General features: G+C 68.0%; 15 protein-coding genes. 7 read left to right on the top strand and 8 right to left on the bottom strand.

All coding sequences use genetic code 11. The features are described 5' to 3' along the window. Positions 1-10: 10 nt before the first annotated feature. From ASG12_RS07370 to ASG12_RS07355, 4 genes are all read right to left on the bottom strand, one after another. Positions 11-1,951, bottom strand: a complete 1,941-nt coding sequence (locus ASG12_RS07370; protein WP_055786925.1) for an ABC transporter ATP-binding protein — start codon at positions 1,949-1,951, stop codon at positions 11-13. After that, complete coding sequence (locus ASG12_RS07365) at positions 1,948-3,678, bottom strand: ABC transporter ATP-binding protein (RefSeq protein WP_055786922.1); 1,731 nt, start codon at positions 3,676-3,678, stop codon at positions 1,948-1,950. The genes ASG12_RS07370 and ASG12_RS07365 overlap by 4 nt, the downstream gene beginning before the upstream one ends. A gap of 91 nt (positions 3,679-3,769) precedes the next feature. Beyond that, positions 3,770-3,964: a ferredoxin gene (locus tag ASG12_RS07360; protein WP_055786920.1), complete on the bottom strand. Its 195-nt coding sequence runs from the start codon at positions 3,962-3,964 to the stop codon at positions 3,770-3,772. Further along, entirely contained in the window at positions 3,961-5,166 is a 1,206-nt protein-coding gene (locus ASG12_RS07355) for a cytochrome P450 (protein ID WP_055786917.1), read from the bottom strand. The genes ASG12_RS07360 and ASG12_RS07355 overlap by 4 nt, the downstream gene beginning before the upstream one ends. Before the next feature lie 201 nt (positions 5,167-5,367). Here ASG12_RS07355 and ASG12_RS07350 point away from each other — a divergent pair, with 201 nt between their 5' ends. Beyond that, complete coding sequence (locus tag ASG12_RS07350) at positions 5,368-5,931, top strand: LGFP repeat-containing protein (RefSeq protein ID WP_235456101.1); 564 nt, start codon at positions 5,368-5,370, stop codon at positions 5,929-5,931. Positions 5,932-5,958: 27 nt separating this feature from the next. Here ASG12_RS07350 and ASG12_RS07345 read toward each other — a convergent pair whose 3' ends face one another. Next, positions 5,959-7,431, bottom strand: coding sequence for a carboxyl transferase domain-containing protein (locus ASG12_RS07345; protein WP_055786915.1), 1,473 nt, complete (start codon positions 7,429-7,431; stop codon positions 5,959-5,961). A gap of 53 nt (positions 7,432-7,484) precedes the next feature. Then, the gene (locus ASG12_RS07340) at positions 7,485-9,158 is read right to left on the bottom strand and encodes a purine-cytosine permease family protein (protein WP_045824103.1); all 1,674 of its coding nucleotides are present in this window, start codon (positions 9,156-9,158) and stop codon (positions 7,485-7,487) included. Between the two features lie 271 nt (positions 9,159-9,429). On the opposite strand from ASG12_RS07340, the gene ASG12_RS07335 reads away from it, so the two are divergent. Further along, complete coding sequence (locus tag ASG12_RS07335; protein ID WP_055786912.1) at positions 9,430-9,771, top strand: hypothetical protein; 342 nt, start codon at positions 9,430-9,432, stop codon at positions 9,769-9,771. A gap of 3 nt (positions 9,772-9,774) precedes the next feature. On the opposite strand, the gene ASG12_RS07330 is transcribed toward ASG12_RS07335, so the two are convergent. After that, positions 9,775-10,506 carry an enoyl-CoA hydratase gene (locus ASG12_RS07330; RefSeq protein WP_055787899.1) on the bottom strand — a complete coding sequence of 244 codons (732 nt, stop codon included), beginning with the start codon at positions 10,504-10,506 and terminating at the stop codon, positions 9,775-9,777. 87 nt (positions 10,507-10,593) lie between these two features. Further along, complete coding sequence (locus ASG12_RS07325) at positions 10,594-10,968, bottom strand: VOC family protein (RefSeq protein WP_055786908.1); 375 nt, start codon at positions 10,966-10,968, stop codon at positions 10,594-10,596. A 229-nt stretch (positions 10,969-11,197) separates the two neighbouring features. Here ASG12_RS07325 and ASG12_RS21960 point away from each other — a divergent pair, with 229 nt between their 5' ends. From ASG12_RS21960 to ASG12_RS07300, 5 genes are all read left to right on the top strand, one after another. Continuing rightward, a complete protein-coding gene (locus tag ASG12_RS21960) occupies positions 11,198-11,374 on the top strand; it encodes a hypothetical protein (protein ID WP_200932735.1) in 177 nt (58 codons plus the stop codon). 103 nt (positions 11,375-11,477) lie between these two features. Beyond that, on the top strand, positions 11,478-12,968 hold the full coding sequence (locus tag ASG12_RS07315; protein ID WP_055786904.1) for an HNH endonuclease signature motif containing protein: 1,491 nt from the start codon (positions 11,478-11,480) through the stop codon (positions 12,966-12,968). 10 nt (positions 12,969-12,978) lie between these two features. After that, the gene (locus ASG12_RS07310; protein WP_082501706.1) at positions 12,979-14,094 is read left to right on the top strand and encodes a flavin-containing monooxygenase; all 1,116 of its coding nucleotides are present in this window, start codon (positions 12,979-12,981) and stop codon (positions 14,092-14,094) included. Positions 14,095-14,138: 44 nt separating this feature from the next. Beyond that, the gene (locus ASG12_RS07305; RefSeq protein WP_055786902.1) at positions 14,139-14,807 is read left to right on the top strand and encodes a GOLPH3/VPS74 family protein; all 669 of its coding nucleotides are present in this window, start codon (positions 14,139-14,141) and stop codon (positions 14,805-14,807) included. 84 nt (positions 14,808-14,891) lie between these two features. Then, the gene (locus ASG12_RS07300; protein ID WP_200932734.1) at positions 14,892-15,902 is read left to right on the top strand and encodes an LLM class flavin-dependent oxidoreductase; all 1,011 of its coding nucleotides are present in this window, start codon (positions 14,892-14,894) and stop codon (positions 15,900-15,902) included.

The following is a 15,902-nucleotide window of genomic DNA, read 5'->3' as shown; positions in this document are numbered from 1 at the left end:
ACATGACGGCTCAGCCGTCGGTGTCTGCGCTGACCGTCCCGGCGAACTGGCTGTTGTAGAGCCGGAAGTAAGCACCGCGGGCGTCGATGAGCTCGTCGTGTGACCCCTGCTCGACGATCTTGCCGCCCTCCATCACGAGGATGGTGTCGGCGTCGCGGACCGTCGAGAGTCGGTGTGCGATGACGAAACTCGTGCGGTCGGCGCGCAACGCCTGCATCGCCTTCTGGATGAGCAGCTCGGTGCGGGTGTCGACCGAGCTGGTGGCCTCGTCGAGGATCAGCAGTCGCGGTTGGGCGAGGAACGCCCGCGCGATCGTGATGAGCTGCTTCTCGCCGGCGCTGACACCGCCACCCTCCTCGTCGATCACGGTGTCGTAGCCGTCGGGCAGGATCGACACGAAGTGGTCGACGTGGCCTGCGCGTGCGGCGGCCATCACCGCGGCGTCGTCGGCATCGGGATCGCCGTAGGCGATGTTCTCGCGGATGGTGCCGCCGAACAGCCACGAATCCTGCAGCACCATGCCCGTTCGCTCGCGCAGATCCGCTCGCGACATGTCGCGGGTCTCGACCCCGTCGAGCGAGATGGTGCCCGAGTCGACGTCGTAGAACCGCATGAGCAGGTTCACCACCGTGGTCTTGCCCGCACCGGTCGGGCCGACGATGGCGACCATGTGGCCAGGCCGCGCCGTCAGCGACAGGGCCTCGATGAGCGGGGCGTCGTCGCGGTAGCTGAACGACACGTCGTCCACCGTCACCTCTCCGGCATCCCCGACGGGGACCTTCGGTGACGCCGGGTCGGCGTCCTCGACCTCGGCGTCGAGGATGTCGAAGATGCGCTCGGCCGAGGCGACACCGCTCTGCATCAGGTTGAACATCGACCCGATCTGGGTGAGCGGCTGGGTGAACTGGCGGGAGTACTGGATGAACGCCTGCACCTCACCGAGACTCAGGCTTCCCGACGCCACACGCAGACCGCCGACCACCGCGATCGCCACGTAGTTGAGGTTCCCCAGGAACATGATGGTGGGCATGATGATCCCGGAGATGAACTGCGCCCGCCAGCTCGACGCGTAGAGCGATTCGTTGCGCTCGTCGAAGCGGTCGGCGACCTCCTGGGCGCGCCCGAACACCTTGATGACCTCGTGGCCGGTGAAGGCCTCCTCGACCTGCGCGTTGAGCGCGCCGGTGCTCTTCCACTGCGCCAGGAAGTGGGGCTTCGACCGCTTGGCGACCATCGCGGTCGCGAGCACCGCCAGCGGCACGGTGACGATCGCGATCAGCGAGAGCAGCGGCGAGATGATGAGCATCATCACCAGGATCGCGATGACCATCAGCAGCGAGTTCAGCAGCTGGGAGATGGTCTGCTGCAACGACTGCGAGACGTTGTCGATGTCGTTGGTGACGCGACTGAGCAGCTCCCCGCGCGGGGTGGTGTCGAAGTAGCGCAACGGGAGTCGGTGGATCTTGTCCTCCACCTCGGTGCGGAGTTCACGCACCGTCGACTGCACGGTGACGTTGAGCAGGAGGCTCATCAACCACGCCAGCAGCGCCGAGGCGACATAGAGCACCAGCACGAGCGTCAGCGTCGACCCCAGCGCACCGAAGTCGACTCCGGTGCCCGGGGTGACGTTCATCGACGACACCATGTCGGCGAAGGTCCCGTCGCCGCGCTCGCGCAGACCCGCCACGGCCTGGGCCTTGGTGACACCGTCGGGCAACGACTTCCCGATCACGCCCGAGAAGATGATGTCCGTCGCGTGGCCGAGGATCCGCGGCGACAGCGCGGTGAGGACCACCGATCCGACCGCGGCCACGAAGATCACCGCCAGCGACAGCCGTCGGGTCGCGAGCCTGCCGCCGAGGCGTTTCACCGACGGCTTGAACGACCGTGCCTTCTCCCCCGGCACCCCGCCCATCGGGATGCCGGGGCCACCGCCACCGGGGCGCGTCATCGGGCGTCCACCGCCATCTGCGACTCGACGATCTCGGTGTAGGTGGGGCAGGTGTCGACGAGGTCGTGGTGTCGGCCCACGCCGACCACCCGACCGTGTTCGAGGACGACGATCTGATCGGCGTCGATGATCGTCGAGATGCGTTGGGCGACGATGATGACGCATGCGTCGGTGGTCGCCGGCCGCAGCGCCGCGCGCAGGCGGGCGTCGGTGGCGAGATCGAGCGCGGAGAACGAGTCGTCGAAGAGGTAGATGTTGGGCCGGCGAATGAGGGCCCGGGCGATCGCGAGGCGTTGTCGTTGCCCGCCGGAGACCGTCGTCCCGCCCTGCGCGACGGCGGTGTCGAGCCCATCGGGCATGTCGCGCACGAAGTCTGCCGCCTGCGCGACGGTCAACGCCTCCCAGATCTCGTCGTCGGTGGCGTCGGGCCGTCCGTAGCGCATGTTGGTCGCGATGGTGCCGGAGAACAGGTACGGCTTCTGCGGCACCAACCCGATGACGCGTCGCAACTCCTCGGGGTCGAGGGTGCGCACATCGGTCCCGCCGACCGACACCGCGCCGCCGGTCACGTCGACCAGTCGCGGGATGAGACCCAGCACGGTGGTCTTGCCCGAGCCGGTGGAGCCGACCACGGCGGTGGTGGTGCCGGGGGTGGCGGTGAACGAGATGTCGCACAGCACAGGCGCATCGGCGCCGGGATAGCGGAACTCGGCACCGCGGAACTCGACGGTGCCGGGGTCGGCGACGAACGGCGCGGGCTTGTCCGGCGGTGACACCGAGGTCTCGGTGTCGAGGACCTCGGAGATGCGTTCGGCGCAGACCGTGGCGCGCGGCGCCATCATGGCGAGGAACGACGCCATCATCACCGCCATCATGATCTGCATGACGTAGCTGATCATCGCGGTGAGCGAACCGATCTCGACGGTCCCGTCGGCGATCTTGTAACCGCCGAACCACACGATGGCCACCATCGTGACGTTGGTGATGAGCATGACGACGGGGAACATCAGCGCCATGAGGCGACCCACGCGCAGCGCCGAGTCGGTGAGGTCGTCGTTGGCGCGGTCGAACCGCTCGCGCTCGTAGGGCTCGCGCACGAACGCGCGCACCACGCGGATACCGGTGATCTGCTCGCGCAGAACACGGTTGACGGTGTCGATGCGGCTCTGCATCGCCCGGAACCCGGGGATCATGCGGGCGATGATGAGCGCCATGCTGCCGCCGAGGACGGGGACCGCGACGACGAGCACCCAGGCCAGCGAGCTGCCGACGTGCAGGCCGAGGACGATGCCGCCGATGCACATGATCGGCGCCGTGACGAGGATCGTGCACGCCATCACCGCGAGCATCTGCACCTGCTGGACGTCGTTGGTGGTGCGGGTGATCAGCGACGGCGCACCGAACTGACCGACCTCCCGCGCCGAGAACGTGCTGACGCGACCCATGAGGTCGCGGCGGATGTCGCGGCCCGCACCGAGCGACGCGCGCGCACCGAAATAGCTCGAGGCGATGCTGCACAGCACCTGCACCAGCGAGATGCCGAGCATCCACATGCCGATGTCGACGATGTAGTCGGTGTCGCCGCGTGCGACACCGGAGTCGATGATGTCGGCGTTGAGTGTGGGCAGGTAGAGCATCGCGATGGTGGCGACGAGCTGGAGCACCACCACGGCGAGCAGTTCACGACGGTAGGTCGCGAGATAGGTACGCAGAAGCCGGATCAGCATCGGCTCGACGATCCGGACATCTGACAGCGAGGGCCATTCACCCGGCTGAGGTTATCAACGCTCGACCGCCCGCGCGTCAGCCGAAAGTGCGTCACATGGTCGTCGCGATGGCCCTCGCGGGGCAGCGGTCGACGGCGTCGGCGATCTCCGATGTCCGCTTCGTGACGGGTGCGTCGGGGAGGACGTAGGAGATGCCCTCGTCGTCGGTCTGGTCGAACACGTCCGGTGCTGCGAGCACGCACTGGCCTGCGCCCACGCAGGCGTCGCGGTCGATCTCGATGCTCATGACGCCTCGACGGTGGATGTGTCGAAGGTGATGGGGAGCGACCGGACGCCGTAGACGAACATGTCGTCCTTGAAGTCGATGTCGTCGAGCTCGGCGGCCACGTCCAGACCGGGAACCCGCGTGATGAGGGCGCGGTAGGCGATCTCGAGCTCGAGACGCGCCAGCGCCTGACCAAGGCACTGGTGGACCCCGAAGCCGAACGCGACGTGGTGTCGCGCGGCCCGGTGGATGTCGAGGGTGTCGGGATCGCCCTCGAACGCGCCCTCGGCGCGGTTGCCCGCGTCGGCGGAGATGATGACGCCCTCCCCCGCGGCGATGGTGGTGCCGGCGATCTCGATGTCGTCGGTGGCCACACGTCGCAGCCCCTGGTGCACGATCGTGAGATAGCGCAGCAATTCCTCGACCGCGGAGGTCATCAGCGCGGGGTCGTCACTCGCCCTCAGCTCGGCGAGCTGGTTGGGATGGCGCAGCAACGTGAGTGTGCCCAGCGCGATCATGTTCGCGGTCGTCTCGTGTCCCGCGATGAGCAGCAGGCTGCACATGTCCGCGACCTCGGCGGTCGTGAGGTGGCCGGGACGCACCTGGTTCACCACGAGGTCGCCGATGAGATCGTCACCGGGGTTCTCCGCGGCCTTGTCGACCAGGTCGCGCAGATAGTCGGCGAGGTCGTCGCGGGCGGCCTCACGCTCGGCGATCGGGGCACTCAGGGTGAGTTGCACGCTGCTGCACCGTTGGAAGAAGTCGTGGTCGGCGTAGGGCACACCGAGGAGATCGCAGATGACCAGCGACGGCAGGGGCAGGGCGAAGTCGGCGACGAGGTCGGCGTGCCCCTGCTTGGCCAGCATCTGCTCGAGCAGCGTGTCGACCAACCCCTCGATGGCCGGACGCATCGACGCGATCCGCTTGACGGTGAAGTGCTTGATCAGCATCCGTCGTTGCTGCTGGTGTTCGGGGTTGTCCATCGAGATGAACGACCGCGTGCGCCGTGCCAGTACCCGCGCGGGGTAGCCGGGCTTGCGGAAGTCGGAGCTCAGGCGCGGGTCGACGAGGGCCTCGCGCTGCTCGTCGTATCCGGTGACCAGCCACGCGGTGGCACCGGTCTCGATCCGTACCTTCGAGACCGGGCCGTTCTCGGTCTGTTCGGCGGGTGGGTCGAACGGACAGGTCCGGGTCATCGGATAGTCCGGGATCACGTCAGACATCTAGCCTCCCTAATTACGTGTACTCACCAACTATATCGGAAACGGCGGCAAGCACGCGTCGATCACGTCACCATCCGACGTCGGGGGTTGGTGTCGACCGTTGCCATGAGGGAACAATCGACCCGGGTCGGTGACCTCATGAAGCAGAAAGTGACATCCATGCGCATCAGAGAACGAGTGACGGCACTGACCGTTGCGGCCGTGACCGTGCTGACCGTCGCAGTCGCGACCGTCTTGCCACTGGCGTCGACGCAGCTCGCCGGGGTGGCGAGCGCCGACGACATCTACGGCGAGTTCACCGTGGGCGGGCGGATCGAGGAGGCCTACAAGGCCACCGGTGGGCCCGACCAGTGGGGCAACCCGCTGATCCCCGAGTCCCCCGCGTTCCAGGGTGGCCGATTCCAGACCTTCGAGAAGAACGTCTCGTTCTACTGGAAGGCGAACGTCGCCGGCGGCACCGCGCACTACGTGGGCGGCGCGATCCGCGGCAAGTGGGCGTCGCTGCGGTACGAGCGCGGCGTACTCGGCTGGCCGCTCACGAACGAGATCGACGTCCCCGGTCGCGGGAAGCGTCAGAACTTCCAGGGCGGCAACGTCTACTACTCCTCGGCCGGCGGAACCCGCACGGTGTGGGGCGGCATCCTCGCGCGCTGGACCGCGAAGGGCGGCTCGACCGGGTTCTTCGGTTTCCCCGTCAGCAACGAATACCGCAACGGTCGTGGCTGGGCGCAGGACTTCAACGGCGGGACGCTCTTCTTCCCCTGATCCACTCTGCGTGAGTCCGATTGCGGCTCAGGCGAACCGGCGCATCCGTGCGTCGGTTCGCCGCGCCGGGTCCACCTCCGCGAGTTCGGCCAGCGCCGTGGCGACGGCGTCGCCGATGTCGCGACAGAACGCGACCGGGTCGTCCGCGGGATCGTCGGTCTCGGTCACGACGACGTCGACGAAGCCGTCGGCGAGCAGTTCGGCCGCCGAGATCGACTGAGCGCGCGACAGTTCCGGTGCGTGGTCGGTGTCGCGGTGGACGATCACACTGGCCCCCTCGGGCGGTAGCGGCGAGAGCCAGCCGCTGCCGGCGGCGATCACCCGGTCGGCCGGATACAGCGCCAACGCGGCGCCGCCGGCGCCCTGACCGAGCACCACCGACACCGTGGTCACCGGCAGCGCGATGAGATCGGCCAGGCAGCGAGCGATCTCGCCCGCCAGACCGCCCTCCTCGGAGTCGCGGGACAGGTCGGCCCCCGGGGTGTCGACGACGGTCACCAACGGCAGGTCGAGGTCGGCGGCCAGGGCCATGCCTCGTCGCGCGACCCGGAGCGCCGCGGGGCCCAGCAGTGATCCGGGCCGCTGCAGTCGCCGGTCCTGGCCGATCACCACCACTCCCCGACCACCGATCCGTGCCATCGCCAGCAGCAGTCCCCGGTCACTCTCCCCCTCACCGGTGCCACTGAGCGCCACGACGTCGGTCGCGATGTGCCGCAGCAGGTCTCGCACGCCGGGACGGTTCGGGTTTCGTGAGGCGAGGACGGCGTCCCAGGCGTCGGGTGCCGCGGGCGCTGCGACGCGGGCGTCGGTCGATCCGGGCGCGGCGGTACGGGAACGGTGGATGGTCAGCACGGCATCGACGTATCGCGGCAGGTCGGCGACCGGCGTCACGATGTCGACGAGACCATGGGCGCGGAGGTTCTCGGCGCGCTGCACGCCTTCGGGAAACGGTTCACCGGTCAGCCCCTCGTACACCCGCGGCCCGAGGAATCCGATGAGTGCGTCGGGTTCGGCGAGGGTGACGTGCCCGAGCGATCCCCACGATGCCAACACGCCGCCGGTGGTGGGGTGTCGCAGATGGACGAGGTAGGGCAGTCGGGCCGCCTTGTGGTCGACCACGGCCGCGGCGATGGCCACCATCTGCAGGAACGCCGGGGTCCCCTCCTGCATGCGGGTCCCGCCCGAGGCGGGCAACGCCAGCAACGGCAGCCCCTCGGCCGTGGCGCGTCGGACGGCGGCGACCATCCGGCGGCCGGCGGCGCGACCGATCGACCCGGCGAGGAAGCCGAACTCGCTGACCACGACCGCGACACGGTGACCCCGCACGAGTCCCGCACCGGTCAGAAGGGATTCGTCGACGCCACTCTTCTCACGCGCTCGGGCGAGATCGGCCGCGTACCGAGGGTCGTCGGTCTCGTCGGCGGCCGGAGCGTCCCACGACACCCACGTGTCCTCGTCGACGACGACGGCGAGGACCTGCGCAGCACTGCGGGGAGTCATCGACCGATTATGTCAATGCTCCCCGCAGCGCCCGGCCGATGGCCCGGTCCGATCTACTTCTGTTCGGGCAGAACGTGTTCGCCGGTCTTGTCACACGACAACGCCAGCGACGAGATGTACTGCTTCTCCCCGTTCGGGCCGGGCTTGGCCGAGGCAATCATGTCGGGCCGCTCGAACTCGATGCCGGTGACGCAGCACATCAGGCGCGCGTCGGACGGGTTGCCGTTCTCGTCGAGCATCGGCAGGTCGATCCCATCGTCGGTGCGACGGAGGTAGTACTTGCCCTTCGTCGCGACGGCGAAGATCGGCGGCAGCACCACCGCGAGCACCAGGGCGACGATCGGCGAGTACGGCTGGATGGCGTCGCCGAACACGTGGAAGTAGGTCATGATCGACAGCCCGCCGGCGATCACGACGCTGCCGAACCCGACCGGGTTCACGCTGTAGAGCATCCCGCGACGGAACTCGGGTTGCTTGGGCGAGAGCTTCAGCAGGAACTTGTTGATCGCGATGTCGGAGGCGACGGTGGCGATCCACGCGATGCCGCAGTTGGCGTAGAAGTTCAGCAGGTTGTTGAGGAAGCTGAACATGTCGGCCTCCATCAACACGATCGCGATGGCGACGTTGAACACCAGGAACACGAGGCGACCCGGGTAGGTCTTGGTGACGCGGGTGAAGCTGTTGGTCCACGCCAGCGAACCGGAGTAGGCGTTGGTGACGTTGATCTTGATCTGGCTGATCACAACAAGGATCACCGCGAGGGTGAGCGCCAGCCAGTGCGGCATGAAGTCCTCGTAGATGGCGAGGAACTGCTCGACGGGCTGGTTGGCGACGCCGGCCTGATCGGCGAAGTTGAGGATGAGGTAGACCGCGAGGAACAGGCCGACGACCTGCTTGATCGCGCCGAAGAACACCCAGCCCGGACCGGCGGTGAGCACCGCGGCCCACCAGCGGCGGTTGTTCTCGGGGGTCTTGGGCGGCATGAAGCGCAGGTAGTCGATCTGCTCGGCGATCTGGGCGATGAGCGACAGGCAGACGCCCGCGGCGAGCATGGTGCCGGCGAACGACACCCCCTGACCACCCTTGGCGTCGATACCGCCGCTGTAGGAGAGGAAGTCGCCGACGGCGCTCGGGTGGCTGATGAGCAGGTAGAGGAACGGGAGCACCATCATGACCAGCCACAGCGGGGTGGTCCACACCTGCAGCTTGGCCAGGGTGTTCATGCCGTAGATGACCAGCGGGATCACCAACACCGACGACACGAGATAGCCCAGCCACAGCGGGATCCCGAGTCCGAGCTTGAGGCCCTGGGCCATGATCGAACCCTCGAGGGCGAAGAAGATGAAGGTGAACGACGCAAAGATGACGTTGGTCAGCACCGAGCCGTAGTAGCCGAAACCGCTACCGCGCGTGATGAGGTCGAGGTCGATGTTGTACCGCGCCGCGTAGTAGGCGAGCGGATATCCCGTCAGCACGATGACGACGGCGAAGAACAGGATGCCCCACAACGCATTACCGGTGCCGTTGGCGATGCCGATGTTCGCGCCGATCGCGAAGTCGGCCAGATAGGCGATGCCGCCGAGCGCGGAGATCGAGACGACACCCGGACCCCACTTGCGGTAGCTGCGTGGCGCGAACCGAAGGGTGTAGTCCTCCAGTGTCTCTCGTGTCGCCGCGGCCTGCGGTCCGGTGAGAGCCGGATTCGGCTCCACTACTTCCTGGGTCATGCGTTCTCCTCGATCGCGTGTCGCAGTGATGTCCACCCCCTGGCGGGCAATATCGCGACGCTAGAGGCGACGTGTATCCCGAACGGTTCCAGCATGTTTCGAGCACGAAAACTCGCACCCTTTAGCCTTGCGCATGAACGCTGGGTAGCGTAGAGCGCGTCATCGCAAATGTCGTAGGCTCGAAGCGGTCACCGGACCGCACCGGTCCCCCTGAACATCGGAGCTCACGCTGTCCGGCAAGAAGTCCGCCACCACGCTGCCGACGGCCACCGTGTGCCGTGGTTGCTGCTGTGGCACCGCGCGCAAACACCCCGACATCGACCACGACGAGCATCTCGACGCCCTGCGCGCGTCGGCGAGCGACGCCGCGCGGGTGCGCACGAGCGATTGCCTCGACGACTGCGCGCGGTCGAACGTCATCGTGGTGTCGCCGTCGCGGGCCGGTCGGGTCAAGGGCGGTCGGCCGGTCTGGCTGCAGAAGGTGTTGACCGCCTCGGCCATGGCCGAGGTCGGCGACTGGATGCGCGCGGGCGGTCCCGGGATCGCGCCGCCGCCGGCGTCGGTGAAGCGACTCGTCTACCGACCGGGATCGTCGGTCAAGCGCCTGAAATAGCGCTCAGCGGCCCGTGAACCGCGGGCTGCGCTTCTCGGTCCGTGCGGCCCGGCCCTCGGCCAGATCCTGGCTCTCCCAGGCACGCATCATCGCCGCCGCACGATAGGCCGGCACCTCGTCACGGGCGCCGTCGCCGGCGAACACCAGCTTGTAGTGGGCGAGCGTGAGCGGAGCGAGTTCGGCGATGCTCGCCGCCCACTCCTGCGCCATCGCCAGATCGCCGATGCGATTGGCGAAACCCACCGACAGGGCGTGCTCGGCGGTGAGCGGGTCACACCCGATGAGCATTCCGCGCGCGGTGCCCGATCCGACCAGCGAGATGAGGCGACGGATCGTCCACTCGTCGACCGCCACGCCGATCTTCGCCGCGGGAATCCCGCACAATGCGTCGGGCGCCATCACGCGCAGATCGGCGACCATCGCCAGCTGCAGGCCGGCGCCGAGCGCGCTGCCGTTCAGCGCCGCGATCACCGGCACCGGCACCGCCTCGATGCGCTGCAGGGCCGACACCAGCTTGGTCAGGAACTCGGGGTCGTAGACCGGACCCGACAGGTCGGCCCCCGCGCAGAACACCCGACCCTCGCCCGTGAGGACGATGGCGCGCGCACCGGCCTCGACGGCGGAGTCGACCGCGGCCACCAAGTCGTCCACCATGGCGTGATCGAGCGCGTTGCGCTTGTCCGATCGCTGCAACTCGATGGTGGTGACGGACCCGTTCGACGTGCTCCCGATCATGAGCGTCAGCGTATCGCGAGGCGTGTCCTCCGCGGCCGTCACCCGAGACGGGGTGCGGCGTCGCCGTGGGCCATCGTCGTCGCCGAGTCAGACGTAAGGCCGCGTCGTGAGTTCGAGGTAGTGGCCGGCGGGATCCAGGAAGTAGACGCCTCGTCCGCCGTGCTCGGTGTTCGTGGCGTGGAGTGATCGCCGTTGCGGGTCGGCCCAGTAGTCGAGTTCATGATGCCGCATGTAGTCGAGTGCTCGATCGAAGTGGTCCTCGGTCACCAGGAACGCATAATGCTGAGGCGAGAAGTCGGTGGGCGGTGCTGCGAACTGGAGCAGAACTCCGCCGTCGAGTGTCAGGTTGATGAAGGGCCCCCACCTGGGGGCGTCGTCTGCTTCCAAGATGTGCCGGTGGAACCGGGCAGATGCCTCCGGGTCGTTCGCGGCGATGATGGTGTGGTTGAACCGTGCAGTCATGTCTCTTCTGATCTGGAGTGCGGATGGGCGGGCGAGGAGTCACCGCCGACCGGTGGCGAACGAGAAGTGACAGAGGTACGGGCGTGGAATCGCCCGCTCCGCTTCACCGCGTGTCCGGGAAGCCTTCCCGTGTACGGCGCGATGCCATCCCGGTTGTCATGCCGGAAAATTAGCACGGGAAACGACGTCACTCCACCGAGATCAGCGAATGCGGCTTAGGCTGCGGGACATGCGATTGATTCTCGACGTGGATCTCGATGCCCTCGACGGTGATGCGGCCGCGGAGGTGGGACGCATCCTGCGGTACTGGGCCGGTGCGGCCGCCCAGCTCCCCCTGGACCAGGCCGTGTCGCACGACCTGATGGACTCGCAGTACCGGGCAGTCGGAACCTTTCGGATCGAGTGAACCGGCCGGTCGCGCAGGGAAATTCGCGCTCGAACACACTTGCGAGTGTCGTATTCCTGAACTATACTTTTGGCAGTCGATGCATCCGGGGGGAGGCTGCGCTGTGGGGAACACTCTGATCGCCAAATATGCTGCGCTGGAATCACTCCTGGCCGAGATCGCCGACGAGTCCTCCGACGGCTTGACGGAGTCGGAGGTCGCAGAGGTCGCGGTCACCCACGAACGACTCACGCGCACCATGGGGTCCATGGGACTTCGGTGGATCGCCGACGTGTCCGATCGCGAGGCCTACCGAGCGGTGCAGTGCCGCAACCTGATCGAATTCGTCGGCGAACATCTCCGGGTCGCGGCGCCCAAGAAGCGGCTGCGCGAGGTCGCCGAACTGTCGTCGATGCTGTCGATGACCGGCGAACCGCTGCCCCCACGCTGCCCCGAGACCGCGGCCGCCATGGCCGACGGCGACCTTTCCCACGAGCACGTCATCGCAGTGCTCGACGTCCTCGACAAGGTTCCTGCCGCAACACCTTCGGATGCGCGCGACCGGGCCGAGGCACAGCTCGCCGACATCGCCCGCGACTTCGGTCCACGCGAGATCGCGCGCGCCGGCGCCCGCATCCTGGCTCATCTCGACCCCGACGGCGACCTGCCGTCGGACCGCGATCGCGCCCGCAACCGCGGTGTCGGCCTCGGTACCCAGGACTCGCTGCTCATGTCGAAGCTCACTGGCCATCTCGATCCGATGACACGAGCGCTGTTCGACGTCGTCCTCGCAGCCTGGGCCGCGCCCGGCATGAACAACCCAGACGACGAGCACTCACCGCACGGCGGCAACGACGACGACGGCATCGACCCCGCCCTGCTGCGCGAGGCCGCCGACCGCGACCACCGTTCACAGTCCCAGCGCAACCACGACGCCCTGAAGGCGCTGCTGCAGGCGGCCGTCGACGGACGGCTCCTCGGCGGCTCGCACCGAGGTCTGCCCCCGCACATCATCGTGTCGATCACCGATACGCAGCTGCGAGAACGAGCAGGCATCGCGCACACCGCCACCGGCGCAGACCTTCCCATGACCGACGTCATCGCACTGGCCGCCTCCGCGCAGATGCACCTGTCGGTGTTCGACGACATCACCGGCGAGCCCCTCTTCTACGGTCGCGCCAAGCGGTTGGCGACCCAGGCCCAACGATTCGTCCTGTTCTCCCAGTACGGCGGCTGCGGCAAGGCCGGGTGCCCCGCGCCCTTCTCGCACGTCGAGATCCATCACGCCGAAAGCGACTGGGCCGATGGCGGTGTCACCGACGTCACCGACCTAGCCCCCGCGTGTGGACCCCACAACCGCGCCGTCGGCGACGGCCCGGGGCAGTTCACGAGCATCAAGATCGACTCCGGGCCCGACCGCGGACGCTACGGCTGGACACCCAACGGCAATACGGGCCCACCCCGCGCCAACCACCTGCACCGACCCGCGCAGATCGTCGCCGACCACGCACCACCGGAACCCGTATCGGAGACGGTGCAACGACGGTTGCAGTTCCTCGTCACCGAGAGCATCAGGCTCCCCCGCGTTCACCGGCAGGCCGTGCTCGCTGAGTAGAGTTCTCGTCGTGTCCACCGACGAGCAGCTCGACTGCGTCGTGATCGGTGGCGGCCAGGCCGGACTGTCGGCGGGCTATTTCCTGCAACGTCGTGGTCTGAACGGACGCTTCGCCATTCTCGACCATGCACCCTCGTCGGGTGGTGCGTGGCAATTCCGTTGGCCCACACTCACCCTCGCCGGAGCGAACCACGTCCACGACCTCCCCGGATACGGCCTCGCCGAAGCCCTCGGAGTCGACTGCGATCAGTGGCCGGCATCGACAGCCGTCGCCGACTACTTCGGACGCTACGAACGACGATTCGACCTCCCCGTCCGCCGACCGGTCCACGTGAGCGCGGTGCGTCTCGTACCCGGACGCGACCCCGACGACCCCCGGTTCGCGGTGACCTCCGGCGCCGGCCCCGGAATGCCGGAGACCACGCTCGAGGCCGCAACCGTCATCAACGCGACCGGTACATGGGATCGCCCCTTCGTGCCACACACACCCGGCGCCGAACGCTTCACCGGCCGCATCCTGCACACCCACGACTACACCGGGCCGCACGACTTCGACGGACAGCGGGTGCTCGTGGTCGGCGCAGGGATCTCGGCGGTGCAACTGCTCATCGAGATCGCCCGTACCGCAACCGATGTGGAGGCCTTCTGGTGCTCGCGCACCGAGCCGGTGTTCGCCGACGGTCCGTTCACCCCCGAGGAGGGCCGCGAGGCCGTCGCCCGGGTGGAACGGCGGGTGCGCGCGGGACTGCCGCCGACGTCGGTGGTGTCGGTGACCGGCCTGCGACGCACCCCCGCGATCGCCGCGGCCCAGGCCGACGGGATCCTCGCGTGGCGACCGATGTTCACCCGCATCACCGAGACCGGCGTCGCCTTCGCCGATGGGACGCAGCTCGACGTCGACGTCATCTTCTACAACACCGGATTCCGCAGTGCGTTGGACCATCTCGCACCCTTACGACTGCGCAGTGCGGGCGGCGGGATCACCATGACCGGTCGCCTGGCGACGGTGGTCGCCGCGCAACCACGGGTCCAATTGCTCGGATACGGTCCTTCCGCGTCGACGATCGGCGCCAATCGCGCCGGTCGCGAGGCGGCGCGCGTCGTGGCCGAGATCATCGACAGGTGACGACACCCGGGCCCGATCCGCGTATGCTTAGCCAGACTATGGATATGAACGGTGTTGCCGAGCGATTCATCCTGCTGGCCCTCGATCCGTCCACCGGCGAGCCGTTGACCCAGGCCGGTTTCGCCGACGTGGCGATCTCCGGGGCGTTTCTCGCCGACCTCGCGTTGCGGGATCGGATCACGCTCACCGACGACACGATCACGGTGATCGACGATTCCCCCACCGGCAACGCCACACTCGACACCTGTATCGCGACGATCGCTGAGAAGAAGTCCCGCGATGCCGGCGCCCTGATCACCGCGTTCTGCCCGATCGCCCATCGCCGACGCGACGAGGTGTTCGTCGAGGCGGAGCAGGCCGGCCTCGTGGAGCACCTGACGCGGCGACACCTGTGGATCTACACGACACATCGGTACAAGCCCGTCGCCGGATCGACGCTGGTCCACCTGTCCGCGGAGGTGGACCGCACCATCACCTCCCCCGGCGCCTCGATGACGCCGGAGATCGGCGCCCTCATCGCGGTACTCGACGCCGCCCAGATCGCCACCCGTCGTTTCCCCGGGGCCGATCCGCAGCAGATCGAGGCCGCGCGGACGGGCGCCTGGGCGCAATCGGCGGTCCGATCAGCGACGACACAGATCCAACTGGCGGTCATGGTCGCCGTCATGGCTGCCACGACCGCCGCCACGACGATCACCATCACGTCCAACTGAACACATGCCCGACGACCTGGTGGCCTTCCGTTCAGCCTGATCGTTGGCCTGAACCTTTTACTTAACAATGCTAGTTTGATCGGCGTGTCCGCATACGCGTCGCCACCCGAACTGTCGGTGTTGCTGCCGTTCGTGCCACGGCGCCCCGAACAGGTGCACCCGTTCTCCTCGTTGGTCCAGTGGACCGCCGCGGCGCGGCTGTGGCAGGGCCATGGGGCCACGATGGACACCTTCGGCACGTTCGCGGCGACCGCGGGCGCGGGGTTCCGGGTTCCCGTGGGCGTCGGGGTCACGCTCATGCCACTCCGCCATCCCCTCGACATCGCCCACCAGGCTCGGTCGTTGGCGAAGACCACGCAGCACCCCGTGTGCCTGGGTATCGGCCCCGGCGGCCGCGACTTCCAGCGGGCCCTCCTCGGGGCGCCGTACCGCAGTCAGATCGGCGCGGTCGGCGAGTACGTCGACATCGTCGCGCGGCTGCTGCACGGCGAGATCGTCGACACCGCCGGCGAATACTTCTCCTGTCACACAGCCCTTCCCGCGGAACCGGTGCCCGACATCGAGGTCGGGCTCGGCGTCCTACGCCCGGCCATGGCGCAGCTCGCCGGGCGCAGCGCGGACACCGCCATCACCTGGCTCACCCCGCCGAGCTACCTCGACGAGATCATCGTCCCCGCACTCGAAGCCGGGCGCGCGCAGCGCACCGCGGAGTCCACGCCGATCACCGCGACCGACGTACCGTCGCGTCCCCGCGTGGTCGCGATGGTGCCCGTCGCCCTCGATCGCCCCGGCCGCGACCGCCACGACGTCGTCGTCGCGTCGAGCGGACGCCACATGGCCGCGCCGCACTACCGCGACATGCTCGACCGCGCCGGGATCGCCATCTCCGGCACCGAGCGGGCCGACACCGAACAGCTCGTCAAGGGAGGCGCTTTCGTGTTCGGCGACGCCGACGAGGTGCGTGAGATGCTGCTCGACTTCGGTCGGGCGGGCGTCGACGAGGTCGTGCTCAACACCGTCGGTGTCTGCGCAGTGAGCGGTATCGGAGCGGCACTGGCCGACCTCGGCGACATCCTCTCGGTGCCACACCCCTGA

Source organism: Williamsia sp. Leaf354 (genome assembly GCF_001424365.1).
GTDB lineage: Bacteria > Actinomycetota > Actinomycetes > Mycobacteriales > Mycobacteriaceae > Williamsia_A.
The sequence above is the reverse complement of the archived record's forward strand: the minus strand, read 5'-3'. Positions and strand labels throughout refer to the sequence as shown.